At 68.6% G+C, this 15,529-nt stretch carries 15 protein-coding genes and 2 pseudogenes; 11 read left to right on the forward strand and 6 right to left on the reverse strand.

Annotated elements, in window-relative coordinates; genetic code table 11:
- Positions 1 to 39: 39 nt before the first annotated feature.
- The 4 genes from HUG12_RS08590 to HUG12_RS08605 all read left to right on the forward strand — a co-directional run bounded on the left by HUG12_RS08590 (position 40) and on the right by HUG12_RS08605 (position 4,837).
- Entirely contained in the window at positions 40 to 1,581 is a 1,542-nt protein-coding gene (locus HUG12_RS08590; protein WP_246308163.1) for an ABC transporter substrate-binding protein, read from the forward strand.
- Between the two features lie 137 nt (positions 1,582 to 1,718).
- A complete protein-coding gene (locus HUG12_RS08595) occupies positions 1,719 to 2,666 on the forward strand; it encodes a carbohydrate ABC transporter permease (protein WP_246308164.1) in 948 nt (315 codons plus the stop codon).
- Positions 2,667 to 2,668: 2 nt separating this feature from the next.
- Complete coding sequence (locus HUG12_RS08600) at positions 2,669 to 3,514, forward strand: carbohydrate ABC transporter permease (protein ID WP_179268367.1); 846 nt, start codon at positions 2,669 to 2,671, stop codon at positions 3,512 to 3,514.
- Between the two features lie 135 nt (positions 3,515 to 3,649).
- Complete coding sequence (locus HUG12_RS08605; RefSeq protein ID WP_179268368.1) at positions 3,650 to 4,837, forward strand: ABC transporter ATP-binding protein; 1,188 nt, start codon at positions 3,650 to 3,652, stop codon at positions 4,835 to 4,837.
- Positions 4,838 to 4,924: 87 nt separating this feature from the next.
- On the opposite strand, the gene HUG12_RS21680 is transcribed toward HUG12_RS08605, so the two are convergent.
- Positions 4,925 to 5,107, reverse strand: a complete 183-nt coding sequence (locus HUG12_RS21680) for a hypothetical protein (protein WP_246308165.1) — start codon at positions 5,105 to 5,107, stop codon at positions 4,925 to 4,927.
- Between the two features lie 46 nt (positions 5,108 to 5,153).
- Here HUG12_RS21680 and HUG12_RS21685 point away from each other — a divergent pair, with 46 nt between their 5' ends.
- From HUG12_RS21685 to HUG12_RS22185, 4 genes and pseudogenes are all read left to right on the forward strand, one after another.
- Positions 5,154 to 5,510 (forward strand): NAD(P)-dependent oxidoreductase, encoded by a 357-nt coding sequence (locus HUG12_RS21685; protein ID WP_246308166.1) that lies wholly within the window; start codon positions 5,154 to 5,156, stop codon positions 5,508 to 5,510.
- Between the two features lie 33 nt (positions 5,511 to 5,543).
- The gene (locus HUG12_RS08615) at positions 5,544 to 5,834 is read left to right on the forward strand and encodes a hypothetical protein (protein WP_179268369.1); all 291 of its coding nucleotides are present in this window, start codon (positions 5,544 to 5,546) and stop codon (positions 5,832 to 5,834) included.
- On the forward strand, positions 5,831 to 6,871 hold the full coding sequence (locus HUG12_RS21450; RefSeq protein WP_218836427.1) for a hypothetical protein: 1,041 nt from the start codon (positions 5,831 to 5,833) through the stop codon (positions 6,869 to 6,871). Before HUG12_RS08615 ends, HUG12_RS21450 begins: the two co-directional genes overlap by 4 nt.
- Positions 6,872 to 6,941: 70 nt before the next feature.
- Positions 6,942 to 8,069: pseudogene (locus HUG12_RS22185) on the forward strand (mandelate racemase/muconate lactonizing enzyme family protein).
- Here HUG12_RS22185 and HUG12_RS21465 read toward each other — a convergent pair.
- From HUG12_RS21465 to HUG12_RS08635, 4 genes and pseudogenes are all read right to left on the reverse strand, one after another.
- Positions 8,004 to 8,270: pseudogene (locus tag HUG12_RS21465) on the reverse strand (enolase C-terminal domain-like protein); the annotation flags it as partial. The pseudogenes HUG12_RS22185 and HUG12_RS21465 overlap by 66 nt on opposite strands.
- A gap of 12 nt (positions 8,271 to 8,282) precedes the next feature.
- A complete protein-coding gene (locus HUG12_RS08625; RefSeq protein ID WP_179268370.1) occupies positions 8,283 to 9,455 on the reverse strand; it encodes an enolase C-terminal domain-like protein in 1,173 nt (390 codons plus the stop codon).
- A 44-nt stretch (positions 9,456 to 9,499) separates the two neighbouring features.
- Positions 9,500 to 10,588 (reverse strand): mandelate racemase/muconate lactonizing enzyme family protein, encoded by a 1,089-nt coding sequence (locus HUG12_RS08630; protein ID WP_179268371.1) that lies wholly within the window; start codon positions 10,586 to 10,588, stop codon positions 9,500 to 9,502.
- Between the two features lie 202 nt (positions 10,589 to 10,790).
- On the reverse strand, positions 10,791 to 11,813 hold the full coding sequence (locus HUG12_RS08635) for an HpcH/HpaI aldolase family protein (protein WP_321169769.1): 1,023 nt from the start codon (positions 11,811 to 11,813) through the stop codon (positions 10,791 to 10,793).
- A gap of 573 nt (positions 11,814 to 12,386) precedes the next feature.
- Between HUG12_RS08635 and HUG12_RS08640 the strand changes: the two genes are divergently transcribed.
- Positions 12,387 to 12,536, forward strand: a complete 150-nt coding sequence (locus tag HUG12_RS08640; RefSeq protein WP_179268372.1) for a hypothetical protein — start codon at positions 12,387 to 12,389, stop codon at positions 12,534 to 12,536.
- On the opposite strand, the gene HUG12_RS08645 is transcribed toward HUG12_RS08640, so the two are convergent.
- On the reverse strand, positions 12,505 to 13,272 hold the full coding sequence (locus HUG12_RS08645; protein ID WP_179268373.1) for an SDR family oxidoreductase: 768 nt from the start codon (positions 13,270 to 13,272) through the stop codon (positions 12,505 to 12,507). The genes HUG12_RS08640 and HUG12_RS08645 overlap by 32 nt on opposite strands.
- 117 nt (positions 13,273 to 13,389) lie before the next feature.
- On the opposite strand from HUG12_RS08645, the gene HUG12_RS08650 reads away from it, so the two are divergent.
- Together HUG12_RS08650 and HUG12_RS08655 are read left to right on the forward strand one after the other, a co-directional pair.
- The gene (locus HUG12_RS08650; RefSeq protein ID WP_179268374.1) at positions 13,390 to 14,304 is read left to right on the forward strand and encodes a dihydrodipicolinate synthase family protein; all 915 of its coding nucleotides are present in this window, start codon (positions 13,390 to 13,392) and stop codon (positions 14,302 to 14,304) included.
- 167 nt (positions 14,305 to 14,471) lie between these two features.
- Positions 14,472 to 15,254 carry an SDR family NAD(P)-dependent oxidoreductase gene (locus HUG12_RS08655; RefSeq protein WP_179268375.1) on the forward strand — a complete coding sequence of 261 codons (783 nt, stop codon included), beginning with the start codon at positions 14,472 to 14,474 and terminating at the stop codon, positions 15,252 to 15,254.
- Positions 15,255 to 15,529 lie beyond the last annotated feature (275 nt).

Raw genomic sequence — 15,529 nt, forward strand, 5'->3', positions numbered from 1 at the left:
CGAACTTTTATTACATATACCGCTTAAGACGCAATCGGTATGTCAAAGGGTGACACGAATACTACCGAAGAACCGGTGGACTCCTCCCGACGTAACTTCCTGAAAGTCACCAGTGCTGCCGGGGCGGCCGGCGCACTCGGGGCGCTCGCCGGTTGTGCCGGCGGCGGAAACGGCGATGGGAACGGCGGCGGGAACGGCGGCGGAAACGGCGGCGGGAACGGCGGCGGAAACGGCGGTGGTTCCGAGGGCGCCAGTTTCCAGTATCTCTCGGCCGAAGCCGCCGAGAACTCGCTGACGAAGCCGCACTTCAACGAGTCCGTCAAGCGGTTCAACGAACAGACGGGCCACAACGCGACGCTGCAGACGGCCTCGTACTCCGACGTCAGACAGAAGATCTCCTCGACCGTCTCGGCGGGCAACCCGCCGGCGCTGGCGGAGTCCGGCGGCGCGGGTATCGAGTTCTGGGACGACGGAACCGTGCCCGACCACGGACAGTGGATCGAGGGGAGCGACTACCCGGATCGCTGGAGCACGGCGGCGGAGGCGACGGCCGACTTCCGCGGTAACTGGTGGAGCGCCGGCCCGCTCCGCCACACCCATAGCCACCTGGGCATCCGGCCCAAGATGTTCAGCCAGGCGGGGGTTTCCGACCCCTCGCAGCTGGAAACCTGGAGCGGTTTCTACGAGGCGCTCCAGATGGTCGACCAGGAGTTCTCGAACGCCATCGCCTACGAGGAGACCGGCGTCGGGCCGGACCTCGAATCCTACTGGGGGCAGGCTCGTACGGCGTACACCGACGGGGCCGACCCGTGGATTCGAGGCGAGGGCGCCAACCCCGAGGTCCTCATCGACGGCGACGGTGAGGAGGGCGACCGGACGGACGGGATGATCAAGAACACGGTCACGCTGGCCAACCAGTTCTCCAGCAACGAGTCGGCCAGCCGCGGCGACGAGGAGATCCCGTCGCTGATGCTGACCGACCGCGTCGCGTCCTTCACCTACATGACGGAGAACTTCACCCGCTGGAAGCAGGTGAAGGAAGACGTCACCTTCGGCTGGAACGGCGGCGACGGCGACGTGATGGCGCTCCCCGTCCCCAGGCTCGACGCCGACTACGGCGCGGCAATCGGAATCAGCGAACTCGAGGGCCTCGAAGGCCAACACGGCGGCCACGTGTGGTCGCTCGAGCAGGCGCACTCCGTCTACGACGTCGGCGACCAGGCGAAGATGGACGCGGCCTGGGAACTCAACACCTTCCTGCACCAGGACGACCAGCACGTCCTCACGCAATACGGCGAGACCTACCCCGCTTCCCCGGCTGACCTGCCCATGCAGCAGAAGCTGCTGGAGGAGTATCCCGACATGCCGCAGAACTTCACGAAGGTGCTGGAGGACGTCGAACAGTACGGAAGCCAGTACAACAACACGGGCGGCCCGTGGGACGTCTGGGGGACCGATCAGATCCGCTGGACGGACATCAACGAGACCATGAGCCAGGCCATCGCGGGACAGGTTCAGGTAGAAAACCTGCCCCAGCAGATCCGACAGAAGGTCGACACTACGCTGGAGGAGCGCAACTAGAGCACCTCGATTGGTCGCTTGGACAGCACATCAGAGGCTCAAACGCTACTCCACGGAAGACAGCACGAACATGACTCACGATGATTTTTATACCGGGTTAGTGAATCACCCAACGATGCTCCGAGGTGACTGTTAGCGTGGCACAAGAGGAACGATCCGCCGAGGCGATCCGCGAACGATACGGCGTCGGTGAGGAGACGCTCCTCGACAGGATGCGGGAGAACTACGCGGGATACCTGTTCATCCTGCCGACGTTCGTCATGTTCGTCCTCCTGTTCTACATCCCGATCGTTCAGGGGGTCTTCATCACGTTCACGAACGCGACGCTCGGCGGGACGAGCTACGAGTTCGTCGGACTGGACAACTACGTGTGGATGTTCTCGAACGACCTGTTCGTGTTCGCGCTCGGCTGGACCTTGGTGTTCGTCTTCAGCGTGACGGCCCTGCAGCTGCTGGTCGGCCTCATGGCCGCGCTGTTGCTGAACGAGATCCGGACCGGGCTGAAGGAGACGTTCAGCGCCATCATGATGTCGCCGTACTTCTCGGCCCCGCTGGCCGGCGGTGTCATCTGGTTCTGGTTCCTGGACAGCAACTACGGGCTCGCCGCGATGCTGGCGGCCGACCTCGGCACGACCGCGCCGGGGTTCCTCGCGGAGGGCTTCTGGCCGTACGTCTCGCTCATCGTCGCACAGACGTGGCACGACTACGCGTACGCGGCCATCATCTACCTCGCCGCGTTGGCGTCGGTTCCGCGGGATCAGTACGAGGCCGCCGCCCTCGACGGCGCCGGCCGACTCCGTCGGTTCCGGGACGTGACGCTCCCGCACCTGCTGATCCCGACGGTGATCATCCTCGCGCTCCGGACCGCGTGGAACGTCGCCGAGTTCGCACAGCCCTTCGAACTGACGGCCGGTGGCCCGGGGACTCGGACCATGCTCCTGTCAATCCTGACGTACCGCACCGCGTTCGTCAACCTCTCGTTCTCGCGTGCGTTCGCCATCGGCGTGGTGATGATCCTGCTCGCGATGTTCGCGGGGATCGTCTACATCAACGCGATCCGACAGGAGGAGGAGCTCTACGTCTGACCATGCTGAACGAAAACAAACGGTCGAAAACACTGCTGTGGGCCGGCATCGCCGTCTTCACCCTCTGGGCGCTGATTCCCTACCTGTGGGTCCTCAGAACGTCGGTGTTGACGAACTTCGCCGCCATCGATCCGGCAGCGCCGTACATCCCCACGGCTGACATCTTCACCATCGAACCGTTCATGCAGATCTGGGAACGCGCCGATTTCCCGCTGTTCTTCCGGAACAGCATCATCGTCGCGTTCTCCGCGATGGTGATCTCGGTGCTGTTCTCCATCCCGGGCGCGTACGCGTTCGCCCGGCTGGACTTCCCGGGACGGCAGATCCTGTTCTACACGGCCGTGTTCACCATCATGTTCCCCTGGATCGTCATCACCATCCCGGTGTACGAGATCTTCTTCCGGCTGGGACTGGTGAACACGCTCACGGGCGTCATCATCGCCATCGCGATCTTCACGCTGCCACAGAACATCTGGTTGCTCCAGGGGTTCTTCCGGCAGGGGATCCCGCCGAACATCGAGGAGGCGGCGCTGCTCGACGGCAACACGGAGATCACCGCGTTCCTCCGCATCGTGCTCCCGCTGAGCGCGCCCGCCATCGGCGCCGCGGCCCTGTTCTCGTTCCTCACGGGATGGAACAACTTCCTCTGGGTGTTCATCCTCACGAGCGACGAGAACGTCCGGACGGCGACCGTCGCGATCCACTACATCCTCGGGAGCGACGTGCTCCGCGAGTGGAACGTCCTGATGGCCGCCGTGGTGATCCTGGTCGCGCCGCCGGTCATCTTCTACGGCCTCTCCCAGCGCTACGTCGGCGAGGGGCTGGGCGGAACCGCCGGGGGTGGATGATCGTGACGGGCCTCGATTCCACCCCGGCGCCGTGCTCGTGTCGGCCGGCATCGAACCCCGGTACTGCTCGCGTCGCGACCGTTCCGGAAGTAACGTTAAATAACCGAAACCTGACACCCACGCAACAAGACAACTATGGCACGACTACAGATAGATAACCTCACGAAAGTGTTCGAGGCGGACTCCGGTCCCATCGTCGCGGTCGAAGAGCTGGACCTGGACATCAAGGACGGCGAGTTCGTCGTCGTCGTCGGCCCGTCGGGCTGTGGCAAGTCGACGACGCTGCGGACGGTCGCCGGCCTGGAGACCGCCACGGAGGGCGAGATCCGCATCGGCGACGAGGTCATCAACGACAAGGCGCCGAAGGACCGCGACATCGCCATGGTCTTCCAGAGCTACGCGCTCTACCCCCACAAGACGGTCAGGGGGAACATGGCATACGGCCTCCGGCTCTCGACCGACCTCACGGATGAGGAGATCGACAAACGGGTCGAGGAGGCCGCGGCGATGATGGGCATCGAGGATCTCCTGGAGAAGAAACCCGGCTCGCTGTCCGGCGGCCAGCAGCAGCGGGTCGCCACGGGTCGCGCGATCGTCCGCGAGCCGGCGGTGTTCCTGTTCGACGAGCCGCTGTCGAACCTCGACGCGAAGCTCAGAAAGCACATGCGGACCGAACTGGCCCGCCTCCACACGGAACTGGGCATCACGACGATGTACGTGACCCACGACCAGGAGGAGGCGATGACGATGGCAGACCGCATCGTCGTGCTCAACGACGGGCGACTCCAGCAGGTGGCCACGCCGAAGGAGGTCTACTACGAACCGGTGAACTACTTCGTCGCCGACTTCATCGGCTCGCCCAGCATGAACTTCTTCGAGGTCGAACTGGAGACCGCCGCCGACGGGGGCGGACGGCTGGTGAACGAGAGCTTCACCTACGAGGTGTCCGAGGACATCGTGAACAACGTCCAGGACCGAAAGAGCGATCTGATGACCATGGGAATCCGCCCCGAGAGCATCACCCCCGCGGACGAGACGACCCCGGAGGGCAAGACGGTCAACGCCCGCGTCGAGGTCGTCGAGGTCGTCGGCTCGGACAACTTCATCTACCTCGACGTGGACGGCAAGGAGTGCCGCGTGCGGACGCCGTCGACGATCGAACCCGACATCGACGCCGTCTTCGAGATCACCTTCGACGAGGAGAACGTCCACCTCTTCGACATCGAGACCGAGCAGGCGCTCACCCACGGCACGGAGAAATCCAGGGCGGTCCGGGACCGGGATCAGGAGGCCCCCATCGAGGGGGTAGGCGGCGCGGAGTAGCCCGCCGAACGGGTTCTCGCCTTCACCTCTCGCACGGCGGTACGCCAGGCGGGAACCGGCCTGTCGGTTCCGCCCCCGTCGTTCTGCCTACCCGTGTCCCGAGGGGCGGACCGATTCGTACGGCTCCTCCAGATGATCCATCTCGCTCCCGGACGGCGAGATATCGAGCGCCTCGACGCGTTCGGTCCGCACCTCACCGGCGTCCGGTACACGCCGGAGAAGGGAGGCCCGGCCGACGAGGTGCTCTGCTTCGACGAGGCGGACTTCCACGACGCGCTGGCGCGGACGATTATCTCGTGTTGGCCTGCCGCTGACCGTGACGACCCGCGGACTCGTCGGGCGGGCGGAGTTCGAGGCGCTCCCGCCGGAGGCCGTCCTCGTCAACGCCGGCCGTGGCCCCATCGTGGACACCGACGCGCTGACCGACGCGGTCAACGACGGCGACATCCGCGGGGCGGCCCTCGACGTGACGGACCCCGAACCGCTCCCATCTGACCACGACCTCTGGCGGATGGGCAACGTCCACGTCACGCCGCACAACTCCGGGTACACGCCCCAGTACCCCCCGCGTCGCCGACGTCCTCGCCCGCAACCTCGCGCGGGTCGAGGGGACCGGGTCCTACGAGGACATCGAGAACCGGATCATCTGAGCCGCCCGGCGACGGGTGCGTAGTACATTTATACCATCCGACGGACTACTTCGGGTATGACCTACGGTCTGGATGCCATCCACGAACTCATCGAGGATTCCGGGTGGAGCTATCCGGTGACGGTCAGCCGGCTCGAACGCGAACACGCCCTCGAGAACGTCAAACTCGACGAGGACGGCCAGCACATGATCATGGTGTCGGAGCTGTTCGTCGACAACGGCGTCGACCGCTTCGAGAGCCGCGAGGACCTCGAACGGAAGCTCGAACCGATAATCGAGTCGGAGATACGCTCGCGCCGAGTCGGCCTCTTCGTCCGTCTCAAACGGGCGCTCTTCGCCTGGCGATGACGAACTGGCTCCGCGTCGTCTCCGTTTCGTCCGCCACGTTCCTGTTCGCGCTGAGCGTCTGGGCAGCCGTCGCGTACGGCGGCCCGCTTCGGTTCCTGCCGGGCGTCGTCACCGCGATGACGATACTGCTGCTCCCGAAGGCGCTCGCGTACGCGAAGCTCTGGTCGCGCCGCGGGAGACGGTACCTCACGGCCCGCCGCCGCGGCGCCGCGGAACTCGACGCGACGTTCGTCTCGGACGAACCGGACCCGAACCCCGACGGCGCGCTGTCGTGCATCGCCGACGCCATCGGCGGCGGCATCGCCGACTCGGTCCGTCGGGAGTCGTTCCCCGAGGGCGAGGGGCTGATGGTCAGACACGGCGGCTTCCACAACTCGTTCGTCCGGCTCACGGGCGGCGGACAACTCGTCGTCACCGGCGCCTCCAAGCGGACGCGGGCGCTGGCGGAGCGGGTGGCCGACATCCGGGGCGTGTCGATGCGGAACCGCTCGAACAACCCGCTGGTCGGACCGATACCCGTCCGCGGCGCGCCGCGGTGGTTCCTCGCGCTCGGACTCGTGGCCATCCTCGTCGTCGGCGTCATGGGCGTCGTCAACGCGGCGTACGCGACCGACACCTACACCGCGCCCGAGAAGGCCGTGCTCGTCTCCTACGACGCCCGAGCCGACTTCGACCCCGGCACGTCACCGACCGACGCACGCCTCGGGAAGGCCGAGTTCCTGATCGGCGCGCTCTCGGAGGAGGCGGTCGAGGTGGCCTGGGAGCAGAACGAATCACGGTACATCGTCGAGGACGGCCGGCAGGCCATCGAGATGAGCCGGGACGTCAGGACGCACCTCCGGACGGCCCGCGAGGGGTCGCTCACGCCCGACCAGCGGGAACGGGCGGCGAGCATCGAGACCGACCTCCACGCGGCAGAGCGGGACGTCGCGGGTGCGCTGGGGGAGCGTCTCGAGACCGGCACCGCCGGGCCGTACGCCGGCGAGGTTCGGTTGCTGCGGGAGCGTCTGCTGCGTCTGGCGGAACAACCGGTCTGATGGCCACCGGCATGGGGGACGTTACCTCGTCAAGAGCGTTTTCCCTCGTATCGTTTCGACTCGCGTGGGCATGGAAATCACCGAAATCGAGGGTTTCGCGGCCTCGATCCTCCTCGAGGAGCCGGTATCGTTCGCCACCCGGACCGTCGAGGAGCGGGACCACGCGATCGTCTACGTCCGGACCGACGAGGGTCACGAGGGTCTCGGCTACTCGCTGGGGTACGGCGGCGCCAAACTCGTCGCCGCCGCCGTGCTCGCGCCGATGCTCGAGGGCGAGGACCCGCGGGACACGACGCGGCTCTGGCGGGAGATGTTCGACGGGACCGTCCGGATCGGCCGCAAGGGCGTCATGGTGCGCGCCATCCCCATTCTCGACATCGCGCTGTGGGACGTCGCCGGCAAGGTCCTCGACGTCCCCGTCTACCAGTTGTTCGGCGGCAAGCACCGCGACGAGGTACGCATCTACTGCGACTGCCATGCCGGCGAGGCGTTCGCGACGGACGCCGGCGAGTGGTAGCCGGCGTCCAACGACGCGTACTCGTTCGAGGCGTACGCCGAGGAGGCGGGCCGCGTCGCCGACATGGGCTTTTCCGCACCGAGGTTCGACCTCGACCAGCCGTTCGACAACCACCCGGACCCCCAAAACGGGCGGGTCTCGAACGCCGCCATCCGGCGGAAGGTCGACACCGTCGAGGCCATCCGCGAGGAGATCGGCTCCGAGATCGACCTCGCGTTCGACATCCACTGGGACTACTCGATGGACAGCGCGAAACGGCTCTGCCGAAAGCTCGAACCGTACGACCTGATGTGGCTCGAGGACCCCTTGCCGCCGGAGAACGTGGAGGCCCAGCGCGAGATAACCCGCGTCTCGCCGGTCCCCATCGCCACGGGAGAGAACCGGTTCCGAGTCCACGAGTTCGAGGACCTGCTGTACGACTTCGGCGTCGACATCACCACGCCGGACCTCCCGACGTGCGGCGGGCTCGCCGAGTCGAAGGCGATCGCCAACCGCGCCGAGGAGAACTACACCGCCTTCTCGCCGCACAACGCCCGTGGCCCCATCGGCACGATGGCCTGCGTCCACCTCGGGGCGTGCGTCCCCAACCTCGACGTGCTGGAGTACCACGCGCTCGAGGGCGAACGCGTTCGGGACGGTCGCCCAGACGTGGGCGCTCACGAGCGTCCCGACGGGGTTTGAGACGTTGTGCGGCGCGACGGGCACGTCGAAGGCGTCGGCGACGGTGGCGATCTTCCGGAACTCGCCGCGACGTTGGGAACCGTTGAAAGATTTCGGGTGAGGGAGGCGGAACGCCGGTTCTCGTGGGGCGGACGTCTTAGTGAGGCCGACACGCATGCGACGGTCGCCCGCGTTCCCCTCCGTCGCCCGTTCTACCGCCATCGCCCGCACGTTCTAGTCGAAGACGCGCCCGCCGAGCGCGTGTTCCTCGACGTACTCCCAGTCGTAGGTGACGCCGAGGCCCGGCCCGTCCTGGACCGACACGTGCCCGTCGTCGACGGCGTCCATCGCGTCCGTGTAGCCGTCGACGTAGACGGGTGGCTCGACGTGTGGCACACCGAAGTCCGGGCCGACGAGGCCGAGTTCGTAGTAGTTGGTGTTGCGCGTCGCCGCCAGCAGGTGTCGCTGGACGGGCCCGGCGAGGTGATGCTCCACGTCGAGGCCGAAGCCCTCGGCGGCGCGAGCGCGCTTTACCGCCCCCGTGATGCCGGCGTCCCACTCGGGGTCGGCCCGCGCGAAGTCCGTCGCCTCGGTCGCCAGGAAGTCCGTGTGCGGTTCCAGCCCCCGGACCAGTTCGGTCATCAGGAGCGGCGTCTCCAGTTGCTGGCGGAGCTTTCGGCTTGCGTGCCGTGAACGGGTGGCCCCCCGGAGCGGGTCCTCGTACCAGAGGAACCCCTGTTCGTCGCAGGCCCTCCCCACCGTCAGCGCGTCGGCGAACGTATGGTACTCGCCGACGGGGTCCAGCATCAGGTCCATCTCGTCGCCGACCCGCTCGCCGACGGCGTGGACCGCCGCGACCTCGCGGTCGACGTCCCGGTCGTCGAGTCCGCCGATGGGGTGGATCTTGAACGCCCGGAATCCCCGATCGAGACAGCCCTCGGCGAAGTCGGCGTACGCCTCCGGCGAGTCGAGGCCGCCCGCCTCGCTCCCGAAGTACGTGGAGACGTAGGCCGGGAACCGCTCGCGGTAGGTACCCAGTAACTCGTGGATGGGAGCGTCGTAGTGCTTCCCCGCGAGGTCCCAGAGGGCGATGTCGACCGGGCCGATGCCCATCCGGTCGTACTTGCGGAGCGCGCGCTTCAGCTCGCTCCAGTGTTTCTCCCGGCGGAGCGGGTTCCTGCCCACGAGGTAATCGGCGATCATGTTCACCTGCGCGAAGCCTGGCGGGTTCCCGCCGACGTACTCGCCCGTCACCCCCTCGTCGGTGTGGATCCTGATCCCGTACGTGATCCGCTCGCGTGTCCGTCCGGGTTCGTAGACGAAGTCGAACCCGTGGGGATTTCTCGTGACGTTCTCCAACGGGTAGGCGAACTCCGTCGTCTCGATGCGCGTGATCGTCGGTGCCATGAATCCGTCACTCCCGACTGGGGTAAGGGAGTTGTGGTGCCGGCTCAGCCGTCGAGTCGGTTCCGCTCGCGGGCGTCCGGGTCGAGCCGACAGCCGTGACCGGGTTCCTCGGGGAGGACGACGTGGCCGTCGCGGACGGTCGGCCCCGCGGCCAGGAGTGGCGAGGCGTCGTACTCCGGGATGTACTCCGCGTACAGGCCGTTGGGCGCGGCGCTGACGAGGTGCGCGCTGACGGCGTAGTGGACGTGCGGCGCGAACGGGACGCGCTGGCTCTCGGCCAGGTGGGCCGCGTTTAGGAGTCCCGTGACCCCGCCGCCGCGGACGAGGTCGGGTTGTGCGACGTCGACGGCACCCGCGCCGAGCAGGTGGCGCAGCCGCTCCGGGCGGTAGAACATCTCGCCCGTCGCGATGGGGACGCTCGCCCCCGCCGCGACCCGGCGGTAGGCGTCGACGTCGAACGCCGAGACGGGTTCCTCGACCCAGCCGACGTCCCGTTCGGCGAGGGCCGCGACCGCCCGCCGTGCCTCCGCGACGGTCCAGGCCTGGTTGGCGTCGACGAGCAGGTCGACGTCGTCCCCGAGCGCCGCCCGCAGGGCGTCGACCCGCTCGAGGTCGGCCGCCAGCGACCGCCCGCCGACCTTCGTCTTGAAGGCCTCGAACCCGCGGTCGCCCTGTGCTGTGTGCCGTTCGACGAGGGTCCCCGCGTCCTCGCCCGCGTCGAGGCGCGAGCAGTAGGCCGGCACCTCGCGGTCCGTGCCGCCGAGGAGGCGGTAGAGCGGCACTCCCGCCGTCCGGGCTTTGAGGTCCCAGCAGGCCACGTCGACGGCCGAACGGGGGTGTGCGGAGAACCCGAGTTCGCCCGGGTAGTAGAGCGTCCGCCCGCGCATCGCCTCGCTGAGGGTCGTCGTGGCGAAGGGGTCGGCGCCGACCAGCAGGTCCGAGAACTCCCTGGTGTAGCGCGCGAGCAGGTCGGGCACGCGCCACGTGCTCATCCACCCGGTGCCCGTCAACCCCGCGTCGGTGTCGAGTTCGACGACGACCCAGTAGCGCTCCGTGACCGACGCCCGCGCGTCGCCGAGTTCCGTCTCCAGCGGCACGCGGAGCGCGTCGACCCGGACGTCGGTGATCTCCATGATCTCAGTGATGTCCTCGAACGCCCGTCCTCGCGCTCACCTGGGGCAGGCGTCGGCCCACGGCCTGACGCGCTCGGGCGCCGCGCTCGCCGCGGGCACGTCGGCGTCGGTGTTTCGATGGCCGACCACCCGCATCCCGACGGGTCGACGGCTTCCACCACCTCGCGGACGAACCAGTCGCCTCACGTTGCGTGGACATCGCTCACCTGAGCGCCTCGAGGCGGTCGCCGAGCACCTCGCGGACCGACCCCACCTCGTCGCCGACGCGGAGGATGGAGTAGCCGTCCTCGAGCGCGGCGGCCGCCGCGTCGGTGTCGTGCTTGGGCGCACCGAAGGGCACGCCGGCGTCGAGACAGGCTGACTCGACGCGTTCGATCGCGTCGACCACCTCGGGGTGATCCGTCTCCCGGGGGTGGCCGAGCGAGATGGAGAGGTCGTTCGCGCCGATGAACGCGAAGCCGAGGTGCGGCACCGAGAGGATCTCCCCGACGTCCGCGACGGCCGCCGCGCTCTCGATCATCGCGCCCACGAGCACCTGCTCGTCCTCGCGGTCGGTGAAGCCCTTCGCGTCCGCGCCCCACCCCGTCGGCCGGCCGCCTCCCCACCCGCGGTCGCCGGGTTCGCCGTCGAACTCGAACCGGGCGGCCCTGACGGCGCGCTCCACCTGGGCTGCCGATTCGACCCGCGGGACCAGCAGCGTCGAGACGCCGGCGTCGAGCACCTTGTGGACGAGCGGCGGGTCCCCGTGGGGGACGCGAACCAGGAGTTCGACGTCGGCGCCCTCGGCCGCTCGAACGAGCGACTCGAGGGCCGTGCTGTCGTAGGGGCTCGCGCCCGCGTGCTCGAAGTCAAGCCACACGAAGTCGTAGCCCAACTGGCCGTACACCTCGATGAGGGTCGGTGACATCGTCTCGGCGCGCGCGCCGAGCGCGGCGCCGCCGGACTCCAGTCGTTCCCGTACCTTGTTCTCACGGCTCATACGATGTCGAGTCGCAAACCGGCGGCAAAACGCTTTGGGCCGCGACCACTCGGCGGCCGCGACCTCGTTCACCGCCGTCTCCGGAAGGCGCCCCTCGTGGACCGCCCGGCTGTTCTCGGCCGCGCCGCGGCTCATCCGCTCCATCGCTTCGACGCTGCTGAAGAGGTCGTCCACCGGCACGACGCGCGTCGCCCCCGGCGATCCCTCGCCGGCAGGGAGGTACGGGTCGGAGAAGCTGACTTCCATCCCGAACCCCTACGCGAGGGCGGCCATCTCGCCCCGATGTCACCGCTCCCGAACGGGCCCAGCGTGTCGTCGCGGACCTCGCTCGCCGCGTACTTCGTCCGGTTCCAGGTCCCCGCGCGGCCGTCGGCGTCCGCGACCCGTATCCGCTTTCGCGCCGCGAGCAGGAGCGTCATCGCGTGTTCGGCGACGGACGGTGCGTTCACGTCCGGCGTGTTGCAGACGACGTCGCCGACCCCGGCGCCGCCTCGATGTCGACGGCGTCGAACCCGCGCCGCATTTCGAGACGACCTTCAGCCGCTCGGCACGGTCGACGACGAAGGTCCGAATGACGACGGCGTCGAACCGGCCGATGTCGGCCCGCATCTCGTCGCGACCGTCGTACCACACGCAGTCCGCGACGTCGGCGATGTCCTCCGGTCCCACCTCGTCCATCGGTTCCGGGACGAGCACGCGCCAGCGGTCCTCGGCCATACGCTACCCTTCCGGGACGAGGGAAAAGCTAGCTCCCGCCGGGGGCGGACCCTCGCTCCCGGTCGAGGGCGGACTTCCGGGCCTGCGCCCGGAGTGCGAGGTATGCGCGACCTCGAGCATGCCGCGGTGGCGAGGCGGATCGTCGAACGACTGGGCGAACTGACGGCCGACGAGGAGGCACTCGTCGTCGCCGACCGCAGCGCCGCCGTCGGGAGGGGCGCTATCCGTCCGCGTTCCGGGTCCAGTTGCTGAACTTGTTCCGGCGGTAGAACCCGAGTTCGGCGACGGCGTTCGGCGCCTCCTGCCGCGCGGCGAAGGCGATGCACTCCGCGAACTCCTCCGGCGTCGCCGAGTCGATGTCGGCGAAGCGTTCATGGGCGGGCCGGCCGTCGTGGATGCCGATTTCCGTGTCGACCTCGCTCGGGCTGACGACGGTGACGCCCACGTCGTCGCGGCCGAGATAGCCCGCCAGCGACAGCGCGAACCCGCGGGTCCACCACTTGGAGGCGGCGTAGATCGGCTGGTCTGGACGGGGGTAGTGCCCCGCGAAACTCGCGACGAATATCAGGACGCCCGCCGTCTCCCGGAGCGCGGGGATCGCCGCCTGCGCGGTGAAGAAGGTGCCGTCGACGTTGACGTCCATCAGCGAGCGGTACCGCTCGGTCGAGATGTCCTCGACGCTCCCCTGCCGGTTGATGCCGGCGTTGGCGACGACGAGGTCGACTCCCCCGAGTTCGTCGGCCGTGCGCTCGACCATCTCCCGCACCTGCGTCTCGTCCGTCACGTCCGTCGGAACGGCGAGCACCCGTCGGCCGTGCTCCGCCTCGATCTCGTCGGCGAGTTCGCGGAGTCGCTCCTCGCGCCGCGCGGCGAGAGCCACGTCGGCCCCGTCGCGGGCAAGCAGTCCGGCGGCGGCGCGCCCGATCCCGGAACTCGCGCCGGTCACGAGCGCCGTCTTCCCGTCGAGAGGTGTGTCATCACGTGTCATGACGGCCGCGGAGACGCGGCGACGGCGTAAAGTCGTCCGGGTCGCGGTACGCACACACTTAACACGGTCCGGGTCGCACCTTCGGCCGACTCTGATGCTCACAACGAGGTGCTCACGATGACGGACGTCCACGGAGTCGTTCCACCGATCGTAACACCCTTCGACGAGGCGGGCGAGATCGACGCCGACGCGCTGCGGGAGGAGATTCGGTACCACCTCGATTCGGGCGTCAACGGCGTCTCCGTCGCCGGCAGCACCGGCGAGGGAAACGCCCTCTCGGTCGACGAACACGAACTAGTGTACGGCGTCGCCGTCGACGAGGTGGACGGGTCGGTACCCGTCGTCGCGGGCGTCATCGCCACCAGCGCCCGTGAAGCGGCCGCGAAGGCCGAACGTGCCCGCGACGTGGGCGCGGACGCCGTCATGGCGACGCCGCCGCACTACGAGCGGCCGACCGACGACGGCCTCGTCGACTACTTCGCCGCCGTCGGCGACGCCGGCGGCCTGCCCATCCTCATCTACGACGTCATCGAGAAAGTGGACGTGACGGCCGACCTGGCCGCCCGGATCGCCGACGAGGTGCCCGAACTGTACGGCATCAAACAGAGCGGGGGCGACATGCACGGCCTCGCGCACATGCTCAACACCGTCGGCGACGAGTTGACCGTCCTGACCGCGCTCGACGACCTGCTCTTCCCGTCGTACGTCCTCGGCGCGGAGGGGACCATCGGTGGCGTCACGTCCGTCTACCCCCGCGTGAGCGTCGACCTCTGGGAGGCCGTCCGGAACGGCGAAATCGACCGGGCGCGCGCCATCCACGAGGCCACGCTCCCGCTCGCGCGGGCGGCGGTGTGGGACCGCGACGGCAACTACCCCGGCGGCGTCAAGGCGGCCATCGAACTGCTCGGCCGGAACCCGGGCCACCCGCGGAACCCCATCGTCGACTCGTCGGGGGCGGACCGCGAGCGCATCGCCGACGCCGTCGCGGCCATGCGCGACCGCGGCGTCTACGAGAACCCGGCGAACGGATAGCCCACCGGTAGCGTCGTTCTCCCGTCCCGGGCGGGACCAGCATCGAGATCGCCGAGATGGAGGTGCTCCGGTCGCCCGCCGGGAACCGCCGCTCCGGAATTCGTGGGGCGTCCACCACCGCACCCGACGACCTAACAGCTATCATCCCCGCCGCTGCACCGGGGGCCATGGGACGTGCAAGCTACGACTACGAGGACGAGACGGTGCTCGTCACTGGCGGGAGTTCGGGCATCGGCCGCGAGATAGCCACCAGGTTCGCCGATTCCGGAGCGGCGGTCGTCGTCGCCGACGTCCGCGAGGAGCCGCGGGACCGGGGGGAGACGACGCCGACCCGCGAGGTCGTCCGGGAACGGGGCGGCGACGCGGCGTTCGTCGCGACGGACGTCAGCGACCCCGAGCAGGTCGAGGCGGCCGTCGAAGCCGCCCGCGAGTTCGGCGGCGTCGACGTGATGGTCAACAACGCGGGCGTCCACGTCGAGGAGTCGATCCGGTCGGTCGACCCCGAGACGTTCGATCGCGTCCACGCCGTCAACGTCAGGGGGACGTTCTTCGGCTGTCAGGCAGCCGCGAACGACATGATAGACCGCGGCGCGGGCGGGGTCGTCCTCAACATGGCCTCCATCAGTTCGACGGGGGCCAAGCCCCGGCAGGTCGCCTACGAATCGACGAAGGGCGCAGTGCGGATGATCACGCTGAGCGCCGCCGTCGAACTCGCCGAACACGACGTCCGGGTCAACGCGATCGCTCCGGGGCGGATCGCCACGGAGTTCGGCCTCCTCGACGCCGAGGAGACCGAAAGGAGCGGGGGGGAGGGTATCAAGCCGATCCCGGCCGGCCGGGCGGGCCGCCCCGAGGACGTCGCGGGGGCGGCGCTCTATCTGGCGTGTGAGGACGCCGACTACGTCACCGGCGAACTGCTGTACGTCGACGGCGGCTACAGCGCCATCTAGCGGGGACGACGTCGCTGGTGCGACCGACCCCTCTGACGCCCCCAGGGGCCACCCGTCCGACCACCCTCATGCGAAACCGCTCCGAAACGGGCCCGCGGAGTGACCGCGCCATAGTCGCGCCACCGTTCCGCCCATCGCCTCGGCGATACGGGACCGAACAGTCGACCCGTCGAGGCCGTGACGCCGTCCTGCCTCGAAGGCTCGCGTCGGCGTGTCGTCGTCCGGCGCCGAGACGAGCGCGGCGACGCCCCGGTCTTTGATGCGCCCGGAGCAAG

The organism is Halorarum salinum, from assembly GCF_013402875.1.
Taxonomy (GTDB): Archaea; Halobacteriota; Halobacteria; order Halobacteriales; family Haloferacaceae; genus Halorarum; species Halorarum salinum.